Source organism: Haloferax sp. ATB1, assembly GCF_000730175.1.
Map to the genome: position 1 here is coordinate 38,225 of NZ_JPES01000033.1, position 25,361 is coordinate 63,585.

The 25,361-nt window shown below is 62.1% G+C and carries 13 protein-coding genes and 6 pseudogenes; 9 read left to right on the forward strand and 10 right to left on the reverse strand.

All coding sequences use genetic code 11. The features are described 5' to 3' along the window. Positions 1-48: 48 nt before the first annotated feature. Positions 49-4,629 (reverse strand): glycoside hydrolase family 2 TIM barrel-domain containing protein, encoded by a 4,581-nt coding sequence (locus ATB1_RS05480; RefSeq protein WP_241768074.1) that lies wholly within the window; start codon positions 4,627-4,629, stop codon positions 49-51. Positions 4,630-4,790: 161 nt separating this feature from the next. Next, positions 4,791-4,892, reverse strand: a pseudogene (locus ATB1_RS24300) (hypothetical protein); the annotation flags it as partial. A gap of 381 nt (positions 4,893-5,273) precedes the next feature. Between ATB1_RS24300 and ATB1_RS22910 the strand changes: the two are divergent. Then, a complete protein-coding gene (locus ATB1_RS22910) occupies positions 5,274-5,690 on the forward strand; it encodes a hypothetical protein (protein WP_241768075.1) in 417 nt (138 codons plus the stop codon). Further along, the gene (locus ATB1_RS05485; RefSeq protein ID WP_241768076.1) at positions 5,650-6,825 is read left to right on the forward strand and encodes an RICIN domain-containing protein; all 1,176 of its coding nucleotides are present in this window, start codon (positions 5,650-5,652) and stop codon (positions 6,823-6,825) included. The genes ATB1_RS22910 and ATB1_RS05485 overlap by 41 nt, the downstream gene beginning before the upstream one ends. A 907-nt stretch (positions 6,826-7,732) precedes the next feature. On the opposite strand, the pseudogene ATB1_RS21420 reads toward ATB1_RS05485, so the two are convergent. Together ATB1_RS21420 and ATB1_RS21425 are read right to left on the reverse strand one after the other, a co-directional pair. Beyond that, positions 7,733-7,846: pseudogene (locus tag ATB1_RS21420) on the reverse strand (IS5/IS1182 family transposase); the annotation flags it as partial. A 307-nt stretch (positions 7,847-8,153) separates the two neighbouring features. Beyond that, a complete protein-coding gene (locus ATB1_RS21425; protein WP_128081407.1) occupies positions 8,154-8,438 on the reverse strand; it encodes a hypothetical protein in 285 nt (94 codons plus the stop codon). Between the two features lie 471 nt (positions 8,439-8,909). Between ATB1_RS21425 and ATB1_RS05490 the strand changes: the two are divergent. After that, positions 8,910-9,520: pseudogene (locus ATB1_RS05490) on the forward strand (molybdenum cofactor guanylyltransferase). On the opposite strand, the gene yqeC reads toward ATB1_RS05490, so the two are convergent. Further along, positions 9,517-10,248, reverse strand: a complete 732-nt coding sequence (gene yqeC, locus ATB1_RS05495; RefSeq protein WP_042662610.1) for a selenium cofactor biosynthesis protein YqeC — start codon at positions 10,246-10,248, stop codon at positions 9,517-9,519. The pseudogene ATB1_RS05490 and the gene yqeC overlap by 4 nt on opposite strands. Positions 10,249-10,299: 51 nt before the next feature. Beyond that, positions 10,300-12,054, reverse strand: coding sequence for an aldehyde ferredoxin oxidoreductase family protein (locus ATB1_RS05500; protein WP_042662611.1), 1,755 nt, complete (start codon positions 12,052-12,054; stop codon positions 10,300-10,302). A gap of 276 nt (positions 12,055-12,330) precedes the next feature. On the opposite strand from ATB1_RS05500, the gene ATB1_RS05505 reads away from it, so the two are divergent. From ATB1_RS05505 to ATB1_RS05515, 3 genes are all read left to right on the forward strand, one after another. Then, on the forward strand, positions 12,331-13,464 hold the full coding sequence (locus tag ATB1_RS05505) for a GTP-binding protein (RefSeq protein WP_042662622.1): 1,134 nt from the start codon (positions 12,331-12,333) through the stop codon (positions 13,462-13,464). A gap of 142 nt (positions 13,465-13,606) precedes the next feature. Next, positions 13,607-14,047, forward strand: a complete 441-nt coding sequence (gene tnpA, locus ATB1_RS05510) for an IS200/IS605 family transposase (RefSeq protein WP_042662612.1) — start codon at positions 13,607-13,609, stop codon at positions 14,045-14,047. Next, positions 14,044-15,276, forward strand: coding sequence for an RNA-guided endonuclease TnpB family protein (locus ATB1_RS05515; RefSeq protein ID WP_042662613.1), 1,233 nt, complete (start codon positions 14,044-14,046; stop codon positions 15,274-15,276). The genes tnpA and ATB1_RS05515 overlap by 4 nt, the downstream gene beginning before the upstream one ends. A gap of 125 nt (positions 15,277-15,401) precedes the next feature. Here the strand turns inward: ATB1_RS05515 and ATB1_RS22325 are convergent, their stop codons facing one another. Beyond that, positions 15,402-15,566 carry a hypothetical protein gene (locus tag ATB1_RS22325; protein ID WP_193493643.1) on the reverse strand — a complete coding sequence of 55 codons (165 nt, stop codon included), beginning with the start codon at positions 15,564-15,566 and terminating at the stop codon, positions 15,402-15,404. Between the two features lie 74 nt (positions 15,567-15,640). Next, positions 15,641-16,797 (reverse strand): annotated as a pseudogene (locus ATB1_RS05520) (glutathione-independent formaldehyde dehydrogenase). A 399-nt stretch (positions 16,798-17,196) separates the two neighbouring features. Here ATB1_RS05520 and ATB1_RS05525 point away from each other — a divergent pair. Continuing rightward, the gene (locus tag ATB1_RS05525) at positions 17,197-17,577 is read left to right on the forward strand and encodes a Rid family detoxifying hydrolase (protein ID WP_042662614.1); all 381 of its coding nucleotides are present in this window, start codon (positions 17,197-17,199) and stop codon (positions 17,575-17,577) included. Between the two features lie 116 nt (positions 17,578-17,693). On the opposite strand, the gene ATB1_RS05530 is transcribed toward ATB1_RS05525, so the two are convergent. Beyond that, a complete protein-coding gene (locus tag ATB1_RS05530; RefSeq protein ID WP_042662615.1) occupies positions 17,694-17,969 on the reverse strand; it encodes a hypothetical protein in 276 nt (91 codons plus the stop codon). A gap of 352 nt (positions 17,970-18,321) precedes the next feature. On the opposite strand from ATB1_RS05530, the pseudogene ATB1_RS05535 reads away from it, so the two are divergent. Both ATB1_RS05535 and fdhF read left to right on the forward strand, forming a co-directional pair. After that, positions 18,322-19,679, forward strand: a pseudogene (locus ATB1_RS05535) (NADH-ubiquinone oxidoreductase-F iron-sulfur binding region domain-containing protein). After that, positions 19,676-22,999 (forward strand): annotated as a pseudogene (gene fdhF / locus ATB1_RS23795) (formate dehydrogenase subunit alpha). The pseudogenes ATB1_RS05535 and fdhF overlap by 4 nt, the downstream one beginning before the upstream one ends. A 186-nt stretch (positions 23,000-23,185) precedes the next feature. Here fdhF and ATB1_RS05545 read toward each other — a convergent pair. Beyond that, positions 23,186-24,790 (reverse strand): BCCT family transporter, encoded by a 1,605-nt coding sequence (locus ATB1_RS05545; protein WP_042662616.1) that lies wholly within the window; start codon positions 24,788-24,790, stop codon positions 23,186-23,188. Positions 24,791-25,361: the final 571 nt, after the last annotated feature.

Sequence of the window (25,361 nt, forward strand, 5' to 3'; positions counted from 1 at the left end):
CTGTCGTTACGGGTGGGAAAACGAGCACCGAAGACCGAGGCCCGAACGCTACTCCTGCGCGCCGGGGAGCCGTCGGTTCGCAAGCGCCATCGGGTCGTCGTCGTTGGAGTCGAACGGTCGAAGGACGACGCTGAACGTGGTCGATTCGACCGGGACCTGATACCGGTCGAGCGGGTTGGTCGGGGTTCCGCCGAGGCCGGTCACCCGATGGTCGAGGTTGAGCCCGACGGACCCGCGTTCCTCCAGTTCGTACTGGTGTTCGGCCGCCGCGAGATTCGCCCACTGTTCGAGGCTGACGTTCGCGTCCTCGTCCCCGAACGTCCCGAGGAGAGACACCTCACCGTCTGAGAGCGTCGCCCACCGCGTCTGTGCCTTGTTCCCGTTGTCGGTCGGAGGGAGGTAGGGGACGTACTGTTCGTCGACGGACCCCTCGTAGCGGCCGATTGGAACACCCCACTTGCGGTCGGGATAGGTCTCCAGTTCGCCGCGACCGTACCACTCGAAGTCACCGAATCGCTCCGGGAGTTCGAGTTGGACGCCGACCTTCGGAAGCCAACCGCTGACCGTGTCGCGGAGTCCCTCGTTGGGATGGGCTTCGACGTCGAGAGCGACATCGCCGCTCCCGTAGACTCGGTAGTGGTAGTTGGTGGCGAAGCCCGGACCGTTCGCGTCTTCGACGCTGTTGAACTCGTCGAGCGGCAACCACGCCACAGCGCCGTCGAGCGGCGTGTCCGTCGCGAGCGCCCCGAGTTCGTCTTCGGAGAGCGCACGGTCGTAGATGCGTACCTCGTCTAGTGCGGTTCCGTCCGCGACGCTCGAACCGACCTGCGTCGGCGCGTCGATGTGTTGCAGCGTCCCTTCGTAGGTACCGCTTCCGAGGGGTTCTCCGTCGACGAACAGCGTCATCTCGCTGCCGTCCCAGACGCCGGCGACGTGGTGCCAACCCTCGGTCCAGTCGTCCGGAACCGGTCCGTCGGCGACGTGCCAGCCGTCGGCGTTGAACACGAACTCCAGATACCCGTCACGACCGCTCTCGCGGCGCTTGAGCAGATACTGCCGTCCGCCCTTGGAGACGTAGACCTGCGCTGCGCCGCCGTCCTGTGGCTCGCCGGGGTGGACCCAGAACTCGATTGTGAGTCCCGCGTCGGTGATGTCGAGGCTCTCGGACTGCCCGAGCGAGAGCGTGCTGTCGTTCGTGAACTCGACGGCCTGCCCGTCGGCCCCCTCGACGACTTCGGCTTCACCCGCGAGGACGCCGTCGTTGTCGTGTTCGGAGTGGTCCGGCGTCTCCAGCCGACTGGCCGGTTCGGCCCCCTCGGCGAAGCCCTCGACTGCGACCTCGACGAGCGACTCGTCGCGGCGCTCGACGTCGACCGACTTGACGGAGTGCGTCAGTTCGTCGAGACCCGCCTCGTACCACGAGAGCGCGGGGGCGCTTCCCCACTGTTGAATCTCGTTCATGATCGGGGCGCGCCACGAATTGAACAGCGGGCCACGTTCGAGTAGTTCGGCTCCCTCGTACGCCATCGAAGACAGCGTTCCCGTGTCGTCGGCAACGACGTACTCGAAGCCGTCACCGGAGATGGTGACATCGCCGGCTTCATCGACCGACAGCGGTCCCATCGAATCGAGTGACGCGGACTCCGGTTCGGGCGCGTCGACGGGAACTTCTAACTGTTCGAACGCGACTTCGTGACCAGCATCGGCGTACACGGTGCTTTCCGCGAGTGTGAATCGCACCGTTAGTCGGCACTCGACGCCCGCCCCGGGATTCGACGGCGCTTCGACGGGGAGGCTGACGCGGCGGGTCTCTCCCGGACTGATGTCGACATCGAAGCCACCGGAGCGGAGCGTTTCGCCGTCGGCGGTCAGTTCCCATCGCCCCTCGACGGCGTCGAGGGACGTGAAGTTATATCGGTTCGAGATGTAAATCTCGCCCGCCGCAACGTCGGCGTCGGCGACACCAACCGGCTGATGGCTGTGCTTGAGTTGCCACAGTTCGGGCTGTGGGTCTCGGTCGGACCAGACCAATCCGTTGAGACAGAACGCCCCGTCGGGGCCGTCGCTGTGGTAGAACTGGAACGGCTCGCCGTCCGCCGTGGTGTCGTTCAGGTCCTGGTTGACCCAGTCCCAGACGAACCCGCCGACGAGACTCTTGTCTCGCAGCAGGTCGGCGAAGTCGTACGCAACGAGAGCGCCGTCCGTTCGCTCGCCGTCGGCATCGCTCGTCTCCTCGGGGTTCACAGCGCGGTCGTAGATGCCGACGCTGTCGACCGTGAAGTTGGCATCGCCACCGACTCGGACCGGCTCCGAACCAGCAGAAAGTCCCGAGACGGAGTGATTCGCTGTGCCTGCGCGCTCGCCGTCGACGTAAATCGCGAGCGCGTTCGAGTCGGCGACGCCGACGATAGTCGTCCAGTCGTCGAGACTGCCGTCGGAAATTGGGGCTGTGACCGTGCCCTCACCGCCGCCGACCGAGAATTCGATCTCACCGCCCGAAAGCGTCAGCGCGTACCTACCTTCGTCGACGACGATGGGTGCGTCATCCCTGCTAGTTCCCTCATCGACGGAAACCGTCGCGCCGACCGTGAACTCACCGTCGTGTTCGAGTTCGGGGGTCCGTCGGATTTCAATCGCGTCGCCCGCGCCGAGTTCGACCGCCCCGTCGGTGTTCCCACCCGGTGCCGCGTCCGGCCCGGGAACGACATCCGGCGACCCGACGAGCACACCGGGGATGTCGGAGCCTGCCCGGTCGGTCGCTTCCCGTACTGGCGGCTTGATATACTCGTTCCACATCTCGTGGACGAGTCCCAGGCTGTTGCCCATCGCGTGATTGTACTCGCCCATCACGACGGGACGGAGTCCGTCACCGATGTACGACCCGTCGCCGACCGACAGCAACGTCCCGATGTCGGCGTACCGCGGCCCGAGCATGTCGCTGTACTCGACGTTCCAGCCGCCGCCGTTCGGTTGGTGATAGAGCAAGCGGTCGGACGCTAACCCCTCCGCAGTTCCATCAAATGACTCGACGGTTTCGACCCCGCTGACGTCGGCGGTATCCTCGGGGATGTACTCGTCAGAGTCGGCCGCTAGCGACGCCATTTCGAGGTGCTCGGAACCAGTCCCGGCCTCGTTGCCGGTCGACCAACTGAAAATCGAGGCGTGATTTCGGTCTCGAAGCACCATTCGGCGGAACTGCGCGACCGCCTGGTCGTGGTAGACTTCGGTGTTCGCGAGCAGTCCCTCCCACCAGTGGGTCTCGACGCAGACTTCGTCCTGCAGGTAGAGGCCGTACTCGTCCGCGAGTCGGTACAGCGACGGGTCGTTCGGGTAGTGAGAGGTCCGGACCGCGTTGATGTTGAACCGCCGCATCGTCTCGATATCTTCCCGAACGCGCTCGATTGGCACGGTCCGCCCGAAGTCGGGGTCGGTCTCGTGGCGATTCACGCCCTGAATATCGACCGACTCACCGTTGACCAGAACCTCGGCACCGTGTCGTCCGCGGGTCGTCTCGTAGGTCCGGAAGCCGACTTTCTCCAGCATCGCCTCCGTCGGTTCGCTGCCGACGGGTGCGAGCTCCAGCGCGAGCTGATAGAGGTTCGGATGCTCGGCCGACCACTTCGCGGGGTCCGTCACGTCGGCATCGAGCGTGACTACCGCACCGTCTTCGTCCACAGTCGCGGTCGACGAGAGAGTCGTGACCTTGCGCCCGCGCGGCGGCCCGCGGCCGCGACCGGTGTTGTCCGGTGGGCCGCGTCCCTGAGGTTCCTTGCGGCCCTTCTGCTTCCCGTTGTCTCGACCTGCCGCGTTCGTCCCGTTCTCACGCGGCGGTCCGCGGCCCGGTTTCGTGCGGGAGGTCTCGTAGAGGTACGCGCGCACCTCGTACTCTCCCGCGGGCGCATCGCCGTAGTTCGCGATTTCGGCGTCGATACGAAGTTCGCCGTCCTCGTAGTCGTCGTCGAGGTCGGTGTGCGCGTAGAAATCCCTGAGGTGAACCGTCGGCGTCGCGAACAAGTAGACGCTTCGGAAGATGCCGGCGTACCGGAACATGTCGATCGTCTCCAGCGCCTCGCTGTCGGACCAGTGATACACCTGCACTGTGACCTGGTGGTCTCCGCCGGCCTCGACGTGGTCGCTGATGTCGAACTCGGCGGGCGTCATCGACCCCGTCCGGAAGCCGACGTACTCGCCGTCGACCCACACGAAGAAGGCCTGCTTGACGCCTTCGAAGTGGAGGAACGTCTCGCGGCCGTCCCACGCCTCTGGCACTGCGAACGACCGTCGGTACGTGCCGACGGGGTTGAGGCCGTCGTCGTTGATGCCCGGAACGTCGACGGTGCCGTTCCCGTCGGGCACTAAATCGCCATCTTGATTCGGCTCGTAGGCTTCCCACGTGATGGCATTGTTCGCGTAAATTCGCTGACCGTAGCCCTGCGTCTGCCAAACACCGGGAACGTCTATCGAACCCCACTCGTCGCTCGCAAGGCTGGCGTACGAGTCGGGAAGGTCGGAAGGCTTCTCGTGGAACGCGAACTGCCACTCTCCGTTGAGTAGTTGGACGTACTCCGACTCCGCGAATCGCGATTCGAGTTCGGTAAACGGTTCGTCCGCCGTTCGGGCCGCGTGCACGGACCCGTAGGAACGGCGGTCGTAACGTGCGTCGGCTCGACGTTCTCGGCAACCGTCTCGGGGTCTTCGAGGTACGCCGCGAGATTCGAAATCCGACCCGGGGCGCTTGGCACGTCCATCGCTGCTACGGCACCGGATTGCGAACTTGCTCCCATGGCGACTGCGGCCATTCCGGTCGCCTGCAAGAACTTCCGTCGCGTCGGAGTGAGCCGACTATCGGATGATTGTTCGATACCTGTCTTCCGCCGATTTGAGTGTGTCATGGTGTTTCGATGTGCGGTAGGAGGTCTAGGACGCTCGTCAACCCCTTCCTGACGCGCAGTTGAGGAACTACGACCGTCAAACTATAATCATATACAATTAACTTAATTCTAATGGCAGTATCACATAGAACCAATAGAACATGTGCCGAGTATTATATGGTTGGTGACTGCTTGTCACTCTCCTGCCGAGTAGGCCCGTAATTACACCGTGTTTGATACCTGCTATTTTGGTCGCTCTCGTCTCGTGCCATGATGTGGTCTTTCTGCGTCTGTCGTTCGAGAAGCTGATTCCACGGTCGTGTTCAACCGAAGCCGGAAGCAACGAACCAGGCAATAACAGCAAAAAGCATTATGTATGTGTGACTATACTTTGGCAGTTGCATGCCAGAAGATGACAGTGGCTTGAACAGGCGGAACGTCTTGAAAAGCATCGGAATCGGCGCTCTCGGTTCGACTCTTGCAGTGGCGGGGAGCGGGTCAGTCTCTGCGACGACGGACGATTCGACACACTATCACAACGCGCTGTACGGTCCTCACTTCCCCGACCCCACGATTCATCGGGCGGGAGACGGAACCTGGTGGGCCTACGGAACGAACATGAATCGGAACAACGACTCCGACGAGTTGCTCATCCCGATTCTGCGCTCTGACAACCTCCACGAGTGGACTTACGTCGGGGAAGCCTTCGACTCCCGTCCGGGCTGGACGTACGGTCCATCTGGCACCGGACATCCACTACTACGACGGAGAGTGGGTGATGTTCTACTCGCTTTCACCCCGCCCGTGGGAGAGCGGTGAGTTCGGTATCGGCCTCGCAAAGTCCGACACGCCGGACGGTCCCTTCACTGACTACGGCCAGATCATCGGCGACAACGACCACGCCGGTGGCGGGTCCATCGACGGATACTTCGTCAACTACAACGGCACGCCGTATCTGTTCTGGGGGAGTTTCCAGGGAATCTATCTGATGGAACTCACCTCGGACCTCCAGGACTGGAAGCCAGAAACGCTCCAACAGGTCGCCGGTGACGCCTACGAGGGGGCGACAGTCTTCTACCGCAACGGCTACTGGTACCTGTTTGTCGCAACCGGGACCTGCTGTAACGGCTACAGCAGCACCTACGAGGTCGAGGTCGGCCGGTCGACGAACTTCTTCGGGCCGTACACCGACGTGTCGGGCACGGACATGATGAACTACAACAGCGACAACGCCGGCATCGCGCAACTCACCTCGAACGGTCGGTTCGTCGCGCCCGCCCACGGAGACATCACCACGGACGACAACGGGCAGGACTGGTTCGTGTATCACGCCTACGACCGTACTGGTCCGGAGTACGTAGACGGCGTTCCGGCCCGGCAGTTCTTCATCGACCGCGTCGAGTGGACGGACAACGATTGGCCCGTCATCGCCGGGGATAAGACGCCCAGTCTCCAGTCGGTCGAACCGAACACCAACGACAGCGGCATCCTCGCCGACGGGATTTACGAGATTCAGAACGTCAACAGCGGGAAGGTGATGGAGGTCGCAGATGCCAGTACGAGCGACGGGGCGAACGTCCGGCAGTGGGCCGCAAACGACTGCACCTGCCAGCGATGGTGGGTCGAGTACATCGGTGGCGGCGAGTACCGCATCGTCAACGAGAACAGCAACCGCGCACTCGACGTCCCGGACGGGACGACCACGGACGGTGCGAGTCTCCAACAGTGGCCGTGGTTCACCGGTGCCGCCCAGAAGTGGAACATCATCGACAACGGTGACGGGACCTACCGCATCGAAAGCGTCGCGACCGGTGACGTGGCCGAGGTGTACAACGCCGGGACCGCTGACGGAGACGACGTGGTCCAGTGGCCGTGGAACGGCGGGGACCAACAGCGATGGAACTTCAACTTCATCGGCGGCGTCCAACCGCTCTGGGACGGTCGCCCGTGGTGATCGGCACCGCTGCATCACAACGACGCTGAGCTAGCACGCAGCTTCTGACCCCGCGTTGCAACGACAGTCGCTGGGGTATATGGCTCGCAGTTCGGCATCTCGTTGTTGCAACGACGCACACCTCTCTCTGTTCGCACGTGAAATCCGCTTCGTCCTCTAGACTGGCGCTCGGGTGTGCCTACCGCCTCTACAACGCACCAATGAGTAGCGATTATTCGGGTTCTCCGACAATCACGGAGAAGTCCTTAGAGTAGACCTGCCTTTGAGTCGGTATCGCTCGTACTATCCTGTACTGCTCGACAAACCCGGACAGACGACGTCTATCCCCCGAACCCGTGGTGGTCAACCAATCCCAAATTTTGTATAGCGATATGCAGTTCATTTGTCTATCACCGATCTCCCCGCCCTGATTACTAATCCTCGTTGTCTACTACGGACAACGACACTAGTACAATATTCAGATATAGTTCACAATCGCTGATTGTCTCGAAAATCACGTATTCAGATTCGGATTGGTCGACAGCGGGTCGCTTTGGGTGCTTCGGCCCCCGGTTGTGGACCGAACGAGCAACTCGCAGATGAGATATCGAACTTGGTCGATGAGTTGTTTCCTGGTACGCGCCAGTTCAGTACTGCAATTTCCGTCGAAATGTACGTCGCCAGCAGAACGTTAGTTCTGGAAATAGATCGCTTTGGCCCTCACGAACCGGTTTTGCGGTGGTTTGGTGTGGCCTCGACCTCCCTTCACGCGTTTTTCGTCTCGTACTATAATCCGACAGTCGCGGAGCTCATAAACCGTATAGAGCGATATCTATCTGCTTCGTCTGAGGATTTTCAGACCCAGCGTAACGGCCCAAGAGGTGATCAAAGTGGAGGGCCGTCGTCCGAGAGGCCAGCGAGCCGCTCCAAGTGTGTACCGTCGTTTCGAGAACTTCGAGGAGTACCGAGCGATAGAGCGGCGGGCAAAGTGGTATGCTTGTTCCACGAACCGGAGTAACCGCGACTTTGGGAGGGCTTGCATCCGGTCAGACTACCGGACGAACCTGTAACTTCCTGAGGATTTCAACAGAGCCACCTTGTGCTATTTACAAGAAACCACTCGCCCTTCTTTAGGATCAGGTACCTTCCAAGCGTTGTTCTCTGCCCGTAACACTTTATCAGCCATCAAATAGTAGCTGACCGACCAGGCGTAGTCTCCCGTTGCGTTCCTACTATCGAATGTTCGTATTCTAACCTCACTGATCTGGACTACGTATCCCTGCTCAGTCTTTTTTAGAGTGGTATTGGAATAGTCCACTTCTAATTTATCAATGTTCTCTGAATAATATCTATTCCAGGTGAGATTTTCTTCGAATTGGTGGACAAAATCTGTAGCTTCCTGAGGTGAGATTTTCTTCGAATTGGTGGACAAAATCTGTAGCTTCCTGAGGAGAGAGTTCCTCGTTATAGGTTGGGGGTTCTTTTTCGTGGGACAGTTCTGGGTGAGCAGTAGGTAAATCAGTCTCACAGTAGGTGCTGGCCTCTGTAGTCGGTTGACTAGGGTCTACGGTACCTATACATCCAGCAGAAAGGGTAAGAACAATTAAAATTAGTGTTGGATATTTTGAGTCCATCTAATCCACCTTAATGACAACAGTAAATAAAATCTTTGTAGAAATACTAATTTACTAACCATTATAATGATGAGATGATGTCAGACGGAAGATATGGAATAAACAGCTCTGTTGAAATCCTCTTTCCGTCTTGCGATTTGTTGAGAGACTAGTTTTCACTGTGACCCACGGAAACTAGCCAGAAAGAGCACTCTCTCCAATGTCAACGCTGAAGCATTTCAACAGAGCCAATAAAATAAAAATGTGGATAACACGGGTAGCTGTGTAATGTGTGATTCGTTCTCACTCACTCTCGCGTCCCGAAATCGAAGTCTCTGACCGCTCAAAAAGCGTCGAACGTTTCGGACTGCAAGCGACGGTAGCCCGAGAATACAGCACAGCGATAGCTAAACCCGGCACGAAACTGACGAACGAATCGATATCCGACTCGTAGCACAACTGCTTTCCACGACGAAAGTGAACACCACCAGTATGCGAACTGGTGTCATCATCGCCGGCGGGTACTCGACGCGATTCGGTGAGGAGGACAAAGCAGTCGCTTCGCTGGCTGGAACGCCTCTCATCCGCCGCGTCGCCGACCGGATGTCGGGTGTCATCGACAGCCTCGTCGTCAACTGCCGACCGGAGCAGACTGCTGCGCTCCGAACCGCGCTCGACGGCTACGAACATCCGATAACGATTGCGGAGGACGCGGACTGCGACGAGGGCCCGATGTCGGGAATTATGACGGGTCTGCGGGCCGTGGAGACGGAGTACGCGTTCGTTGCCGCCTGCGATATGCCTTTCTCGAACCCGCGCTCATCGAGAGACTGTTCGAGCGGGCGGGCGGTCACGATGCCGCCGTGCCGCGGGTCGGTGACGGTTGGTTCCAGCCGACGCACGCGGTGTACCGGGCCTCGGCGATGGCTGACGCTTGCGAAACCGCGCTGGCTGAAGGGAGCCACAAAATCATCGACCCGCTGTTCACGCTCGACTACGTCGTCCTCGGGGAGGACGAGGTGTGCGAGTACGCGAGTCTCGACACTTTCGAGAACATCAACACCCCCGACGAGTTCGCTCGCGCGGCGGAACAGTTGCGCTAGCGCTCTACGACCGACACGACGGGTTCGGACGCCGTCAACTGCGTCAGTACGACGTGCGGGACGTCCGACCGAGCAAGGATGTCCGACGAAATATCCCGTGCGACAGCCTCGTGGGCCGCGTCATCGACCTTGTTCAGTACGGGAACGACCGTCGCACCGTCGGGGACGTCCGCGCGGCCGCCGCGCTCGCTGGTGAGCACGGTTGCGACGTCCTCCGGGCGAATCGTGTCGCCGAGTTCGAGGTCGGTGAGAGCGGCAACCCGCTCTGGGCGGTGGACGCACGCATCGGTAAGTGGCTCACCGACCGCGTGGACGCTCGCGATGGGGAGGACGGTGTCGGCGGTCGCCGGGAGTTGTGGTTCGCGGTCACCCGGGGCCTTGAACTCGCGCATCCGCGCGCCATCGGCCTTCACCAGCACGGTGTCGGCGACGTTTGAATCCCCGATAGCGTCGACCACGTCGCGGTCGTACCCGCGGTAGCGGTCGTCGCCGTCACGGTCGGGGACGACGCCAACCGGCCAGTCAGTCGCCTTTTCGAGCGCGGCGACCGGCGTGTCGGTGACGACCACGTCAGCGACGTGCTGGTCGAAGATGGGGATGCGGACCGTCGCCGTCACGACAGCGCGGTCGAGCCGACGCGCCAGCGCGTACAGCGTGGACTTTTTCCCGCCCGCGCCGACGACGCAGACCACGCCGCGTCGAGCGCAGAGCGCATCAGCGAGCGTCATGTTCGTTCTCCGGGGTGTGCGCGGTTCGTCGTCCAGCCGTTCGTGCAGTGTTCAAGCATCGAGGATGTCAAAGTCATCGGTGAGTTCGGTAAGGCCGAGGCGGTCGATAGTCTGGGTCGTCGGCACGCCGTCGTCGTTCCAGCCGCGGCGGCGATAGTACGCGTCGAGCATCGAGTCGAAGTCGTCGCGGTCGACGGTCGCACCGGCTCGGGGCCCCGTCTCAAGCGGCTCTTGGAGTGCGGCCGGGAGCGAGTCGTCCTCGCGCGAGATGCCTTCGCGGACGTTGAACAGCCGCGTCACGTTCCAAATCCGCTCGCCGATTGTGGCGAGTCCGCCGACGGTTTCGAGGCCGACCGACTCGAGCCACTCCCGACCGAGGTCGGCGAGCGCGTCGCCGAAAAAGTCATCGGCGATGAGGCTCCAGAGCATCGACCGCCGGTTCTGTTCGCGGATGACCTCCGCCGCGGTCCGGTCGGCCCCCCAGTCTCCGTCGAACGCCTCGCGTTCGATGGGTCGCGCCCGTCGATGGCACGCCCCCCGGTCGCTGGTCGCGTACGCGAGTGCCATGCTCTGCGCGCCGCGCGGGTCGTAGGCCGGTAGCTCCATCGACTTCACCGTGGGGATGAGGGCTCGGCCGCCGAACCGCGTTGCCGCCGCTTCGACCCCCTCCGCGAGCGCGTCGCCGAGGTCCGATTCGCGTTCCGCAATTTCCGCTAAGAGGGCCCGCGCGCCGTCGGGCTCACCGAACGAGAGCGAGCGGTCGAGTACGTCGGCTGCGTTGGCCTTGACCGTCCACGCGACCGCACTCCCGGCGCTAATGAGGTCCATCCCGAGGCGGTCGCAGGTCTGTCCCAATACAGCGACGGCGTCGAAGTCGTCGATGTCGAGTCCGGCTCCGAGCGTCATCGCGGTGGCACCGCGTGGGACGTGGTCGCCTTCCTCCGTAGCCACGCGATACCCGCCCGGAGTCTCCGTGTCGGCGTGTTCGCGGCCGACGGCCCGGTCTTCGACTGTCGCGATACCTAACTCGTCCGCCGCTTCGAACTGTCCGTCGCTCCAGCCTCGCGTCGAAAGTGCGCCGATTTCGTTCGCGAAATCGATCGTCTCGACGGTTCCACTGGCCTGAAGCCACCGCCCGGTGGCGGTCTCTCGGTACTTCGCCGCGTAGGCCGCTCGCAGGTCGTCCAAACCGTCCGGAGGGTCTCCCCGCGCGACGATTGCCTTCAGCCGCTTCGAACCCATCACCGCGCCCGCTCCCCCTCGACCCGCGTGGTGGTCTCCGGCGTCGGACGCGATAGTGGCGTATGCGACCTGTCGTTCTCCCGCGGGGCCGATACACGCGACAGACGAATTCGGGAACGCCCGCGCCGTTTCGACCGTCCCGGCCCCCCACGTCTCGGCGGGTTCGATTGTAGCGTCCCCGTCTTCGATGACGAGGTGAACGGGCTCGGACGCGACACCCGTCACGAGCAGGCCCATGTGCGTCCCGAGCGCGCCGGCCAGGGTGTCGGGGAACTCGCCCCCCGCGTACGAGTCGAGAAAACACCCCGTCAACGGGGACTTCGTGATGGCGGCGTATCTCGAATCGCCCGGGAGATAGCCCGAAAGCGGGCCGAGCATGAACAGAATCGCGTTCTCCTCGCCGAGCGGGTCGACACCGGCGTCGAGTTCGCCGTAGAGATACCGGGCGCCCAACCCTTTGCCGCCGACGTATCGCCGTCGCCACTCGTCCGGAATCGGCGTGCTCTCGACCGAATCGGCGGACAAGTCAACCCACAGGAGTCGGTCAGCGATTGGAGGTGCCATCTGGTCGTTCGTCAGTACCGGCGACCAAAAAGATGTGCCGTTCTCGCGGACCGCCAAGCGAGTTCGGTGGCGCGAACGCCTCCGCCAAAGCCGTACTCCTCGGCTCGCTCGGAAGACGAGGCTTGACGCGAACCGACGGGAAACCAGACATGTAACTGAAAATATATGATGTGTTTTCACCGTTGGAGTTCGGAGAACGGCGGGTTCTGTCCCACGTGTGAGTCGACCGACCCAGTCTTCATTACGACCACTCGCGAGGCGTCACACAGCATCGACATGTCTACAACGGAAATACCGATCACGGTCGTTAGCGGGCCACTCGGAGCGGGTAAAACGACGTTGGTCAACCGACTCCTGAACGACCCCGGTGACAGGGAGATAGCCGTCGTCGTCAACGACATGGGCGAACTGAACGTCGACGCGGAGTTAGTTGCGTCCGAGTCGGACGACGGGGTCATCGACCTCTCGAACGGGTGTATCTGCTGTCGGCTACAGGACGACCTCGTGACCGAGGTGACGCGGCTGGCGGAGAACCGCTCGTTCGACTACCTTCTCATCGAAGCCTCGGGAATCAGCGAACCGCTCCCGATTGCACGGACACTGGCGAGCGAGTCGAACGAGGGCGGTCTGCCGGAACAACTCCGGTTGGACACCACGGTCTCGGTCATCGACGCCTACGGGTTTTGGAAGGCGTTCGACCCGGCGGAGTCGCTTCCGGACGCCGCCCCCGACCCGGAGCGTCCGCTGACGGAGGTACTCGTCGAGCAGGTCGAGTTCTGTGACGTGCTGTTGCTGAACAAGTGCGATATGGTCCCCGACGATGCGTTGGACGCCGTCGAGGCGGAGATTCGAGAACTCCAGCCGCGTGCGAGCCTCCACCGGACGACGTACAGCGAAGTCGCCCCGGACCGGGTTCTCGATACGGGGCGCTTCGATTTCGAGGCGGCGAAGCGCCACCAGGGGTGGAAGCAGGCCCTCGCGGGCGACGGGACCGAGGCGGACCACGCCCACGACCACGACACCGACCACGACCATACCCACGACGAGGGCGTCTCGGCAGCGACGGCCCACGGCGTCGAGTCCTTCGTCTACCGTCGAGACCGTCCGTTCCATCCGCAGCGTCTCGACGCGTGGCTCGACGACTGGCGGGGGAACGTCGTCCGCGCGAAGGGGTTCGCGTGGGTCGCGAGTCGTCCCGAGGCGGTCCTCGGCGTGAGTCAGGCGGGACCGTCGGTGCAGGCCGGTCCCATCGGTCGATGGGGAGATGATGACCCCGAGACGCGACTCGTGTTCATCGGCCGCGACCTCGACGAGGACGCAGTGACCCGAGAACTCGACGAGTGTCTGGCGACGACGGACGAGCGAGGGGCGGCGTATCCCGACGACCCGTTTCCCCGTGAGTCCGCCTGATACATAGTGCGAGCGCATACCCGCGTCTTCAGGCGCGGGTCAAGCGGACAATAGCGTACACAACCACCGACGGTAGTACGGCTGGATTTCCCACCGTGTAAGGTGGTTTTAAGACACACGCTACGTATAGTGTGTAGTACGGATGAAGACCACACGGCACGCAACGTACAACCTCAACTACCACATAGTGTGGATACCGAAGTCTCGCAGAACCGACGGTTCTGCGGACATCGCGGAACAGGGTTCCGCTCAGTACCGTCGGTCGGTACTCGTCGGTGACGTTGCAACCCGTGTGCGAGACATCCTCCACGAAATCGCTGACGAGAAGGGGTTGGAGATTATCGACCTCACTGTCCAACCCGACCACATCCACCTGTTCGTCAGTAGCCCGCCGAAGCACGCTCCGTCACTTCTCGCCAACTGGTTCAAAGGCATCAGTTCGCGGAAGTACAACCACCGACACGCCGACCACGACAGTGAGAAAATCAAGTGGGTGCGAGGCTACTACGCGGGGACAGCAGGACACGTTTCGAGTGAGACTGTCGAGAAGTACATCCAGCGTCACGAGGAGGACGAACAGTGACCGAACTCACCGAGACGCTGGAACTGAAGCTTGTGGAACCGAACACCCACAAGCATCGGAAACTCTGTGAGACGGAACAGGCGTACCAAGACGCCCTTGAATCCGCGTTCAACGCTAACTGCACCACACAGTCGGCGGCGAACGACGTGGTAGTCAACTACGACCTGAGCGGCTACGCCAAGAACGCGCTCAAGAAGTACGTCCCACAACTCTGTGGCGGAAGCGACGCCAAAGAGCTTCACGACGACCACCCCGTTCGGTTCACGAACGAAGGCCCGAAGCTCGACCACAAGCCACAGAACGCTATCGAGTGGTACGTCAAAATCCCGCACCACGACGACTACAACCTCTGGTTGCCCGCGCAACCGAATCCCGAACAGCGAGAGTGGTTGGAAGCGTTGCACGCAGGAGACGCAAAGATGGGCGAATGTCGGTTGTTCGACCGTGACGGCGAGTGGTACTTTCACATCGTCGCCACGCGGGACGTGGAGGAACGAGAGACCAGTTCGGCGGAAACGCCGATTGGGGTAGACATCGGGGAAGCCTCTTTGTTAACGGTGTGTCACCGTGACGAGCGCGGCTCCCCGACTGCACCCAACCTCTGGAACGACGAAGGCAAGCGAGTACGGCAACTCCGTGAGACGTACTTCACGGCGACTCGACGCCTTCAAAAACGCGGAAGCGAACGTATCGCTGAATCCTACGGCGACGAGTTGTGGCGACACATCGACCACATCCTTCACACGGTCACGTCGGAGGTCGTCTCCTACGCCGACCGATTCGAGAATCCCGTGTTGGTTCTGGAAGACTTGACGCACATCCGTGAGAACATGGACTACGGCGCGTTCATGAATCGACGGCTTCACGGATGGGGCTTCGCCAAGATGCACGCTCAGATTCGCTACAAGGCGTCTGAGAAAGGGATTCGTGTGGAGACAGTGAATCCCGCGTACACCTCGAAAACGTGCCACTGTTGCGGAGAGACGGGCTACCGTCCGAAGCAGGCGACGTTCAAGTGTTCCAACTCGGCGTGTTGGGTTTCGGAGTACCAAGCAGACGTTAACGCCGCGCTCAATATTGCAGACCGCTACCTCAGTGGAGAGAGTCATCCAAGAGAACACACGGCTGGCGATGACTCGGCTGAGGAAGGGGGACGTTTGACCGTCCCACAAGACAGCCAAGCCGATGCTGACACCCAGCAAGAGACGCTTGGAACGTATGCGTCTTGAAACCTTAGGGCCGCACTCGGCCTGAAATCCCATGGTGGGATTCCCGCGTTGACGAGACGCTCTGCGTCTCGTTCGCACACCAGAACGCTGTGCGTTCTGGGGACGACTTTAGGCGCGGGAGGAGGTCAATAGGCCGCGCCGAAGTCGACCTCGTCTCGGAGTTCGTCCCACGACTCGTGGAAGCCATAGGTCGACTCCGACTCACCGCTGATCACCGTCTGATACACCTCGTCGTACTCCAACAACTGCGTCCAACCGTCGTGGTACCGGTAACTGCAGTACTGACACATAGAACGCGATACCGGACAAACCGGCAAAGGAGTATCGGTGGGAACCGAGTTGGGAGGCTCCGCTACTCCTACTCCTAGGGTTCCAGCAGGACCTTGGTGACGCCCTCTTCGCGGTTGTCGAACTTCTCGTACATCTCGGGTGCGTCTTCGAGGCCGACGCGGTGGGAGACGACCCAACTCGGGTCGGCGCGTCCCTCGATGATCATGTCGCGGAGTTTTCGGTTGTACTCCTTGACGTTACACTGGCCGGTGCCGAGGGCCTGACCCTTCTCGAAGAGGAGACCGAAGTCGATACCGAGGCGACCCTGCGCGGCCATTTCGTCGGGAGCGCCGGGGTCGTCGGGCACGTAGAGACCGGGGATGCCGAGTTCGCCGGTCGGTCGGACCGTCCGAATGAGGTTGTTGATGACGACGGCCGGGTTCTCCCGGGCGGGGTCGTACGCGGAGTCGGCTTCCTTGTCCGGGTCGATGGCCTGGTAGCCGACCGCGTCGACGCCCTTGTCGACGCCACCGCCGTGAATCTCTTTGATCTGTTCGACGGGGTCGCCCTCCTCGAAGTTGATGGGTGTGGCGTCACAGTGTTCTTCGGCGAGCGCGAGGCGACTGGGAACGCGGTCGACGACGTAAATCTCGGCCGCGCCCTTGAGCTTGGCGCTGTAGGCGGCCATCAGGCCGACCGGACCGGCGCCGTAGATAGCGACGGAGTCGCCGGATTCGAGGTTGGCGAGCTCCGTGCCGTGCCACCCCGTCGGGAAGATGTCCGCGAGCAGCGCGAACGAGTCCTCGTGCTCTCGCCCGTCCGGTAGCTTGAGCGCGTTGAAGTCAGCGTACGGAATGCGGAGCTTCTCGGCCTGCCCCCCCTGATAGGGACCCATGGCGACGTAGCCGTACGCTCCCCCGGCGAAGCCGGGTTGACGTTCGTACAGAAGCCGGTGTAGCCGTTCTCACAGTTCTCACAGAAACCACAGGCGACGTTGAACGGCGCGACGACGCGGTCGCCGACTTCGAGACCGCTGACGGCATCGCCGACTTCTTCGACGATACCCATATTCTCGTGGCCGAACACGATTCCCGGTTCCGCGGCCGTCCGTCCCTCGTACATGTGCAGGTCGGACCCGCAGATACAGGTCGTCGTGATGTCGATGACGACGTCGTTCGGGTGTTGAATCTGGGGCTCTTCGACCGCTTCGACTGCGACCTCTCGTTCGCCTTTGTAGACGACTGCGTCCATAGACATTGTGTGAACTCCACTCAACCTCTGCGAACGGTCACCATTTATAGCTCGGGTAGACTTCGTTTTCATGAAGTCTGACACGTCACGGTTGAGTAGGGTGGTGTAGCGCATTCTCAAACTACTAGATAACTTATTGTTTGTGTTTTTCTCATGGCGTACTCGTCCAGAGAACACACCCGCGACGACCCGGTTCCGAATCGCAGTCGACGGCCCCGGTCACGCTCGGCGCTCCCTTCCGGACCGACCGTTGATGCACCGTCTCCCTGCCACCTGTAACGGTAGTCGTCAACTCGCGTGTGCGCCGAGACATCCCACAAGCACTCCGGTTTCTTACATGACGTGTGCGGCTTCAGTCCCCGAACTGGATTTAATACGGACCGTCCGCAACGGCCGGCCATGAAGCGCACGATTAGCACTTCGGATGCCCCGGCGGCTGTTGGCGCGTACAGTCAAGCGACGACGAACGGCGAGCTACTCCTCACCGCGGGACAGCTCCCGCTCACGCCCGACGGTGAGCTACTCGACGACGCCTCGGTCGGCGACCAGACGAAGCAGTGTCTCGAAAACGTGGCGGCGATTCTCGCCGCCGAGGACGCGTCCTTAGGCGACGTGCTCAAAACGACCGTCTTCCTCGACGATATCGACGATTTCGAGGAGTTCAACGAGGTTTACGGCGAGTTCTTCGACGAAGATCCGCCGGCGCGGAGCGCGGTTGAGGTCGGAAACGTGCCGAAAGGAGCCGCGATAGAAATCGAAGCAGTCGCGGTGACCGAGTAGACGAAACGCCGCTGATCTCTGAAGGGCGCTCGACGATTCCGACGCGCCCGGCATTTTTCGAGCCGACTCGTCCCGACAAGCATGTGTTTCCGAGCAGTCGGCTCCACAGCCGGCGGCTACTCCAATCGCATGTTCTCGGCTCGCTCGGCCGCGAGGTCGGTAATCTCCTCGATGTCGCTCTCGGAGCGGTCCGCGAGGACGCGAACCAACATCCCGAGTTGGACCGCCGCCGTCTCGCGTAACTCCGACGCCTCTTCGGTGTCGTTGGCGAAGTAGTACTCCTGTCGACCGTCGTCGTGGACGAGTCCGGTGTACACGGACTGGACGTCGTCTTCGCGAGTCGCGTCGGCCGCCTTCTCTCGCACGTCGTCGAACCGTGGGTTGGTCATCATCACGGTAGACGACGCGTCGCCGCCTTAGCTTTTTGCTCCGCTCACTGTCCCGTCTGGGGCAGTCACCTGTCTCCCCGCCCACTCGCGCTCGTGCCGATTTCGAGTTCGATTTCCCGGACACGTCGAAGTCGCACTCCGACGCGAGTTGGTTGGGATGATTTTTTAAGCCCGCCGTGTCTCTTCAACTGTGAGAATGAGTCGCACAGGAAACGCAGTCCGGTCGCCGGTACTCCGGGTCTCGGGAGCCGGGCGGACGGAACACGGCGAGCGCGCTTTGAGCGCCGCACGCGGTACCGCCGACTCCGTCACGGTCCTCCGGACGGGACCCACCGGAATCAGCGAGTACGACCCGTTGGTTCTCGCGACCGACGCGGGGCGGACCGCGTTCTTTCCGGCCCCGGAGCCATCGAGGGTCCGAGACCTCGTCACCGCCATGGAAGAAGGGGAGTTACCGACGGACGGTGCCGCGGCAGTCGTCGAACACGACGCCGAGACGACGACGCTGCCAGTTCCGACCGACGGGCCGCTCGCGGTAGGAACGCGGCGCGTCCTCGGCCCCTGTGGATGGGTCGACCCGCTGGACCCGACAGCGTATCAGTTCTACTCGCTCGATAGGGACGCGGGCGCCATCGCGGACGCCGGACTCGTCGGTCGAGGCAGAGGCGACGCCACCGCTGACGAACCGGTCGCAGACGCCTGGCAACGCGCACGAGAGACCGACGGCGACCCGGTCGTCGTCGTGAACGCGAACGACGCGGACGACCGCCAGCGCGCGGACCGAACGCTCCTCGCCGGGTCGCCGATGTCGGTGCTCGACGGAGTGGCGGCCGTCGCCGAGTACATCGGGACGACTGACGCGGTCATCCACCTCGCCGAGACCGACACCGAACTCCAAGCACATCTTCAGGAGGCTATCGACGCCGCCGCAGACGAACTCCCGGTCGTGCCGGGAGTCGTCACTGGTCCGGACGAGTACCGCGCCGGCGAGCCGACGGCGGCGCTGGAAGCGATAGAGGGTGCGGATAGAATCGAGCCCCGTCTCCAGCCGCCGACACCGGCCGAGTACGGACTCTACGGTCGCCCCACGGTCATCCATACGCCGCGGACCTTCGCCCAGATACGTCTCGCGCTCTCGGACTCCGAGGGCACCGATAGAGACGCCGAATCGACGACGCGACTGCTAACTGTCACCGGCGACGTGACCGCGCCCGCGACGATAGAGGCCGGTTCGGACGCCCACCTCTCGGCTGTTCGGAACGCCGTCGAACTGGAGGGGTCGTTCAAGATGGCCTGCGTTGGCGGGGTTTTCGGCGGCCTCACCCGGACGTTGGACGTCACACCGACCGCGGCCGGACTGACTGCGGCCGGCCTCGGAACGGAAGGCGTCGTCGAACTGTTGAACGACGAGCGGTGTGCGGTCGCGACTGCCGGAGACCGAGCGCGCTTTGCCTCGGAAGCCAACAGCGGGCGGTGCGTGCCGGGGCGGGAGGGAACCGTCCAACTCACCGAACTGTTGCGAGCGGTCTACCGGGGCTCGTTCGACCGGGAGAAGATACGCGAACTCGGTCGGTCATGACCCAGTCGAGCAACTGCCAGATTGGCGCCGATGCACCGCGTCCGGTGCTGACTGCGATAGACGAGTTCGAATCGAGTTTCGAAGCACACGCCGACGGCCGCTGTCCGAGCGGAACCTGTTCTGACAAACTATGAGTACTGACGACCCACTCCCGGGCGTTCCGGAGATAGACGACCCGCAGCACGAGACGCCGGTCACGGCGGAGTTCGAGACCGGGACCGCGAACGACCCGCCCGTCGGAACCGACGGCGAGAACCCGACGACGGTCACCGTCAACGGAACACAGGTCACCGTCCCGCCGGGGTCGACCGTCATCGACGCCATGCAAGCCGTCGACGACGAGGTCGTGAGCGTTGACCCCGGGGCCGACAGCCTTGACGAGGACGCCGACGTTCCGGCGCTCTGTTACTACGACCGCGAGGGCGACGCGAGCGACGAAATCGGTCCTCGGAGCGAGTGTCGAACCTGCATGGTCGAGACGGACGAACACGGGGTCGTTCCTTCCTGTTCGTTCCCGGCGACGGACGGACTGACGGTCGAGACCGACACGGCGACCGCCGAGGAGTGCCGGAGCGTCAACCTCGACCTCGTCCTCTCCAACCACAACCTGCGCTGTACGACCTGTAACGGGAACGGTCGGTGTGAACTCCAAGAGACGGCCGTCAGCGAGGGGGTCGACCACCCGCGCTACGGCGTCTTCGACGACCGCAGCGAATACGAACCGCTCGACGACAGTTCCTCGTTCATTCAGATCGACCGCAACAAGTGCATCCTCTGTAACCGGTGCGTCGAGGGCTGTAACGACGTTCAGGTCGAAGGAGTCCTCCGTATCGAGGGCTCCGGAGAGGACACCCGCATCGGCTTCCAGTCCGACGCCGAGACGATGGCGGATTCCGACTGCGTCTCCTGTGGGCACTGTGCCACGGTCTGTCCGACCGGCGCGCTGACCGAGAAGGACATCGGTGGCGCGGGGACGCTCCCGCTTCCGGGGTTCACGCAGCGGAACTCCGTCGGGAACGTCATCGAACACGAGGAGGTAGAGACCCTCGACGACACGACGGCACCGAACCGCTCGCCCGCACCCGGTAGTGCGGGGCGTGCCGGTGGCGAAGCCGAGGCGGGACAGGAGGGACGAAGCGGCGTCGCCCGATACATGGCCCAGAGCAAACGCCGAGCGTCCGATTTCCTCGGGGAGTACGGTCGGAAGGCCATGCTCGCGGGCGAACACACCGCCGAGAACATCGCGGCGCAGACACTGCCGGAGGGTCGGCTATTCGACATCGCGTCGCTCGTCAGCGACTACCGACTGGGGAAAATCGACAAAGCGGAGACGACGTGCGGGTTCTGTGCGGTCGCTGTCGGTTCGAGATGTGGGGTAAAGACGGAAACGCCCTCGGCGTCCAACCCGTCGACGACCCGGACAACGCCCCGGCTAACAACTTCTCGACGTGCGTGAAGGGGAAGTTCGGACACGACTTTGCCAACAGCAAGAAGCGGCTCACGAAGCCACTGATTCGAAACGAAGACGGCGAGTTCGAGTCGGCGTCGTGGGACGAGGCGCTCGACTACGTCGCCGGGGAACTCCGCGGGATTCAGGACGAACACGGCGTCGACGCGGTCAGTTGCCTCGCGTCGTCGAAAGGGAGCAACGAGGAGGCGTATCTCGTCCAGAAGTTCGCGCGACAGGTGCTCGGCACGAAGAACATCGACAACTGCGCCCGGCTCTGTCACTCGTCGACGGTGGCGGCGCTCCAACAGACGCTCGGCTACGGCGCGATGACGAACCGCATCAACGAGGACATCGGCGAGGCGGACGCCTACCTCATCAGTGGGTCGAACACGACCGAGTCACACCCGGTGTTGGCGACTCGCATCAAGCAGAACGTCCGCGACGGGGCCGACCTCGTGGTGTTCGACCCCCGGCAAATCGGCATCGCCGAACACGCCGACCAGTACACGAGAACGACGCCCGGCTACGACGTGGCGTGGCTCAACGGACTCATCCGATACCTCATCGAACACGACCTGCACGACGAGACGTTCATCGAACGGAACACGAAAGGATTCGACGCGGTCAAACGGAAAGTCCAGGCGTTCACCCCCGAGAAAGTCGAGGAACTGGCCGGCGTCTCACCCGACGAACTGCAGTCGGCCGCCGAGACGCTCGCCGACGCGAGAACGTCGTCTTCGGCTGGGCGATGGGCATGACCCAATCCAGTCACGGCACAGAGAACCTCCTCGCGATGGCCGACCTCGCGCTCACGCTCGGGCAGGTCGGGAAACCGGGTGCCGGACTGTCGCCCTTCCGCGGCCAGAACAACGTGCAGGGCGGCGGCGGCGACATGGGGACCTGCCCGGCAGTCTCCCCGGATACCAGGACCCGGCCGACGACGAGGTCGGCGAGAAGTTCGCCGAGGTGTGGGGCGAGCGCCCACCGGCGGAACCCGGCCTCAAAGTGCCGGAGATGCTCGCCGAGGCCCACGAGGGGAATCTCCGCGGGATGTACATCGTCGGGGAGAACCCCGCGCTCTCGGAACCCGACATCCAACACGCCGGCAAGGCGCTCGATAGCTTGGACTTCCTCGTCGTACAGGACATCTTCATGACGGAGACCGCAGAGCACGCGGACGTGGTGCTGCCGGCGGCAACCTCACCGGAGAAACACGGCACGTTCACCAACACCGAGCGCCGGATACAGCGGGTTCGGGCGTCCGCGGAACCACCCGGAAAGGCGCGCCAGGACTGGGAGATTACGCAGGAACTGGCGACCAGACTGGGCTACGACTGGGACTACGACCACCCGCGGGAAGTGATGGACGAGATTAGCGACCTGACTCCCATCTACGGGGGCGTCGGTTACGAGCGTCTCGAATCGGGCGACGAGCACGGACTTCAGTGGCCGTGCTGGGACGAAGACCACCCCGGAACGCCGTACCTCTACGACTACGACGAGGGGAACTTCAACTTCGACGACGGGCTGGCCCGCTTCGTGCCGGCGGACGGCGGTCACCCCGGCGAACTCCCCGACGAGGAGTACCCCTTCACGCTCACGTCCGGGCGGGTCCTCTACCACTGGCACACCGGACAGATCACCCGACGCGTCGAGGGCCTCATGAGCCACGTCGGCGAGAGCTTCATCGAAATCAATCCGACGACCGCCGCGGAACTCGGCGTTTCGGACGGCGAGTACGTCAAGGTCGAATCCCGCCGCGGCGACATCGTGGTCAAGGCGACGGTGACAGACCGCGTCGGCGACGGGACGCTTTTCATCCCGATGCACTTCGCGGCCGGTGCGGTCAACAAACTCACGCAGGAGACCTTCGACCCGCAGGCCGGCATTCCGGAGTTCAAGGTATCGAGCGTGCGCGTCGAACCGCTCGGACCTGACGCCGACCCGGACGTGCTTCGGACCCCGGACGCAGGCGCTGGGAGCGCCGCACACGGCAACGACTGACCGCCGCGGTCGTTTCGTTTTGTTTCTGTGGCCGCCTCATTCCAACGAGGTGGTGACACCTCAGTCGGCGCTCGTCCACCGAGCTTTCTGAGGTCATTGAGTAAACGATTATGTGAAATTTATGAAATATACTGGGCGTATTCGTGATTGATAAATTCGAGGTGCCGGTCACTTAGCGACCGATTATCAGTCGTCGTCGTTCGGAACCGCCTGCTCCAACGACTCGGTGTCGTTAGTTGTGGTTGATTTGCTTCCGCTCGAGAACAGCGGATTGACACGCTGAAACTCCAGCGCCATGCCGGCGATAGCGACGACTGAGATTATGGCGAACGGGAAGCCGGTGATAATCGCCGACGAGCGAAGAGCGTTGATGCCCCCACCAACGATGAGCAGTGACGCGAGGCCACCCATTAGCGCGCCCCAGATAACCCGATTGACGGTCGATGGGTGTTGTTTACCGCCCGTCGTGAGCATCCCGAGCGCGAGTGTTGAGGAGTCCGCCGAGGTGATGAAGAACGTCACCACAAGGAGCATGAACACGGCAGAGAGCACCCCACCAAATGGCAATGCGCCGAACAGCGGGAATCCGGAGACTGAAACGCCGTACTCGGAGACCATCTCCAGCATCGGGGCGACACCGTTTTGTTCGAAGAAAATGGCGCTGCCGCCCATCGTCAGGAACCATGGAATTGTCGCCGCGGTTGCGCCGATGAGTGCCGTGGCGACCACCTGGCGGATTGTCCGTCCCCGAGAGATTCGGGCAACGAAGAGCCCGCCGAACGGTGCCCACGAGAATACCCACGCCCAGTAGAAGACGGTCCAGTTACCGACCCATTCGCCGGACCCCGTAGCGTTAGTGTAGAGCGTCATCCGGAGAAACTCGGCGAAGTAGTTTCCAACCGACTGCAGGCCGGTGTTCATAATGTAGTTAGTCGGTCCAAGGAGGAAGGTCACAACTGTCAGCACCGCGAAAACTCCCATGTTGAACCGCGAGAGTCTGGCGATCCCCTTCTTCACGCCGAGCGCAACGGAGACGGTGAAGGCGACTGTCAACCCCGTGATTACGAGCACCGTTCCGCTGTCACCGAGTGAGATGCCGAAGTTGTACTGAAGCCCCGTGAGGAACTGGCTCCCGACAAACCCGAGGGTCGTCGCGATTCCCCCGATTGTTGCGAACACAGCCATCACGTCGATCGCTTTCGCCGTGAGCCCGTCAAGATTGTCGACGCCGACGAACGGGGCGATGAGGGTTGAAACGCGCATTGGGGCGTCCTTACGGAACGCGTAGTATGCAATGGGAAGGGCGACGATGAGGTACGGAACCCAGTACGAGACCCCCCAGTGGAAGAGGGTGTACTGAATCGCTCCCACCGCGGCCGCCGAGGACTGTGGGTCGGCCCCGATTAGCGGTGGCACCGTCTGGTAGTGCTCTAGCGCCTCCGCAGGGCCCCAGAAGACGATACCAGCCGCGATGCCGGCCGAGAACATCATGGCGAAGAAAGACAGCAGCCTGAACTCCGGTTTCTCATCAGGCTTTCCGAGTTTGATTTTTCCCCATGGACCGACCATCAGCCAGAGGCTAAACACGACCATCAGGAACATCGTCCCAACGTACACCCACGTATACTCCGTCCAGAGGAACTCGTTGACTCGTCCCATCACCTCTGCTGACGTTTCCGGATTCAGGAAGAACACTGCTATTGCGAGTAGCGATGTCGAGAACCCGACGCCGAAGACACCGAAATCAAGTTCTTCGACAAATCGGTTGAACGCTTGTCGTATGTTAACCATCTCATGGGAGGACACGACTGAGGTTGATATAACTTCACCTGCGCTTGGAATTACGGACGGTGACAAAGCGAAGATGTGCAGGAAGAGGGCTTCTACCTTCCTTAAGTTGTAATTCGACAACGAGCGATAGTGACGAGTTTTCCAGCAAATTCTCTCGATTTAGTCATAATTTGTGTTGTTCACGTTACTGCCACGCGACGACAGATTTCCTCCGGGCGTCGACCGGCGAACACGGTGGAGACACTACCGGACCGAAAGGCGACGTCTGGCTGCCGCAAAAGCTGTTGCTTGGCGGGAGAGTCATACGCGCCTGTACGAGCGTTCTCGGTCCGCATGCGAGACTCGAAACGTCTATACACCGTATGATGCTATATCTATTCTCTGCTGTAGGATCCACATCGTCCGAGGGTGTGAATCCTCTCCCGCCGTTCGGTCCGCGACCGCGATTCACCGAGAGCGTTCGTCTATCGATTCGTCTGACTCTTCAATCCGCTCCTCGCGGAAGGACGTATCCACACGAGTCGCAGACGAAGGCGACGTCGTAAAACGAATCGTAGATGGCGAAGGCTGA

What these genes read in the sequence shown, in the direction of transcription:
- ATB1_RS21425 (WP_128081407.1), bottom strand. Translation starts at nt 8,438, where the DNA reads ATGGACTCAAAATATCCAACACTAATTTTAATTGTTCTTACCCTTTCT.
- ATB1_RS05525 (WP_042662614.1), top strand. Translation starts at nt 17,197, where the DNA reads ATGAAGCGCACGATTAGCACTTCGGATGCCCCGGCGGCTGTTGGCGCG.
- ATB1_RS05485 (WP_241768076.1), top strand. Translation starts at nt 5,650, where the DNA reads ATGTTCTACTCGCTTTCACCCCGCCCGTGGGAGAGCGGTGAGTTCGGT.
- ATB1_RS05530 (WP_042662615.1), bottom strand. Translation starts at nt 17,969, where the DNA reads ATGATGACCAACCCACGGTTCGACGACGTGCGAGAGAAGGCGGCCGAC.
- ATB1_RS05505 (WP_042662622.1), top strand. Translation starts at nt 12,331, where the DNA reads ATGTCTACAACGGAAATACCGATCACGGTCGTTAGCGGGCCACTCGGA.
- yqeC (WP_042662610.1), bottom strand. Translation starts at nt 10,248, where the DNA reads ATGACGCTCGCTGATGCGCTCTGCGCTCGACGCGGCGTGGTCTGCGTC.
- ATB1_RS05545 (WP_042662616.1), bottom strand. Translation starts at nt 24,790, where the DNA reads ATGGTTAACATACGACAAGCGTTCAACCGATTTGTCGAAGAACTTGAT.
- tnpA (WP_042662612.1), top strand. Translation starts at nt 13,607, where the DNA reads ATGAAGACCACACGGCACGCAACGTACAACCTCAACTACCACATAGTG.
- ATB1_RS22910 (WP_241768075.1), top strand. Translation starts at nt 5,274, where the DNA reads ATGCCAGAAGATGACAGTGGCTTGAACAGGCGGAACGTCTTGAAAAGC.
- ATB1_RS22325 (WP_193493643.1), bottom strand. Translation starts at nt 15,566, where the DNA reads ATGTGTCAGTACTGCAGTTACCGGTACCACGACGGTTGGACGCAGTTG.
- ATB1_RS05500 (WP_042662611.1), bottom strand. Translation starts at nt 12,054, where the DNA reads ATGGCACCTCCAATCGCTGACCGACTCCTGTGGGTTGACTTGTCCGCC.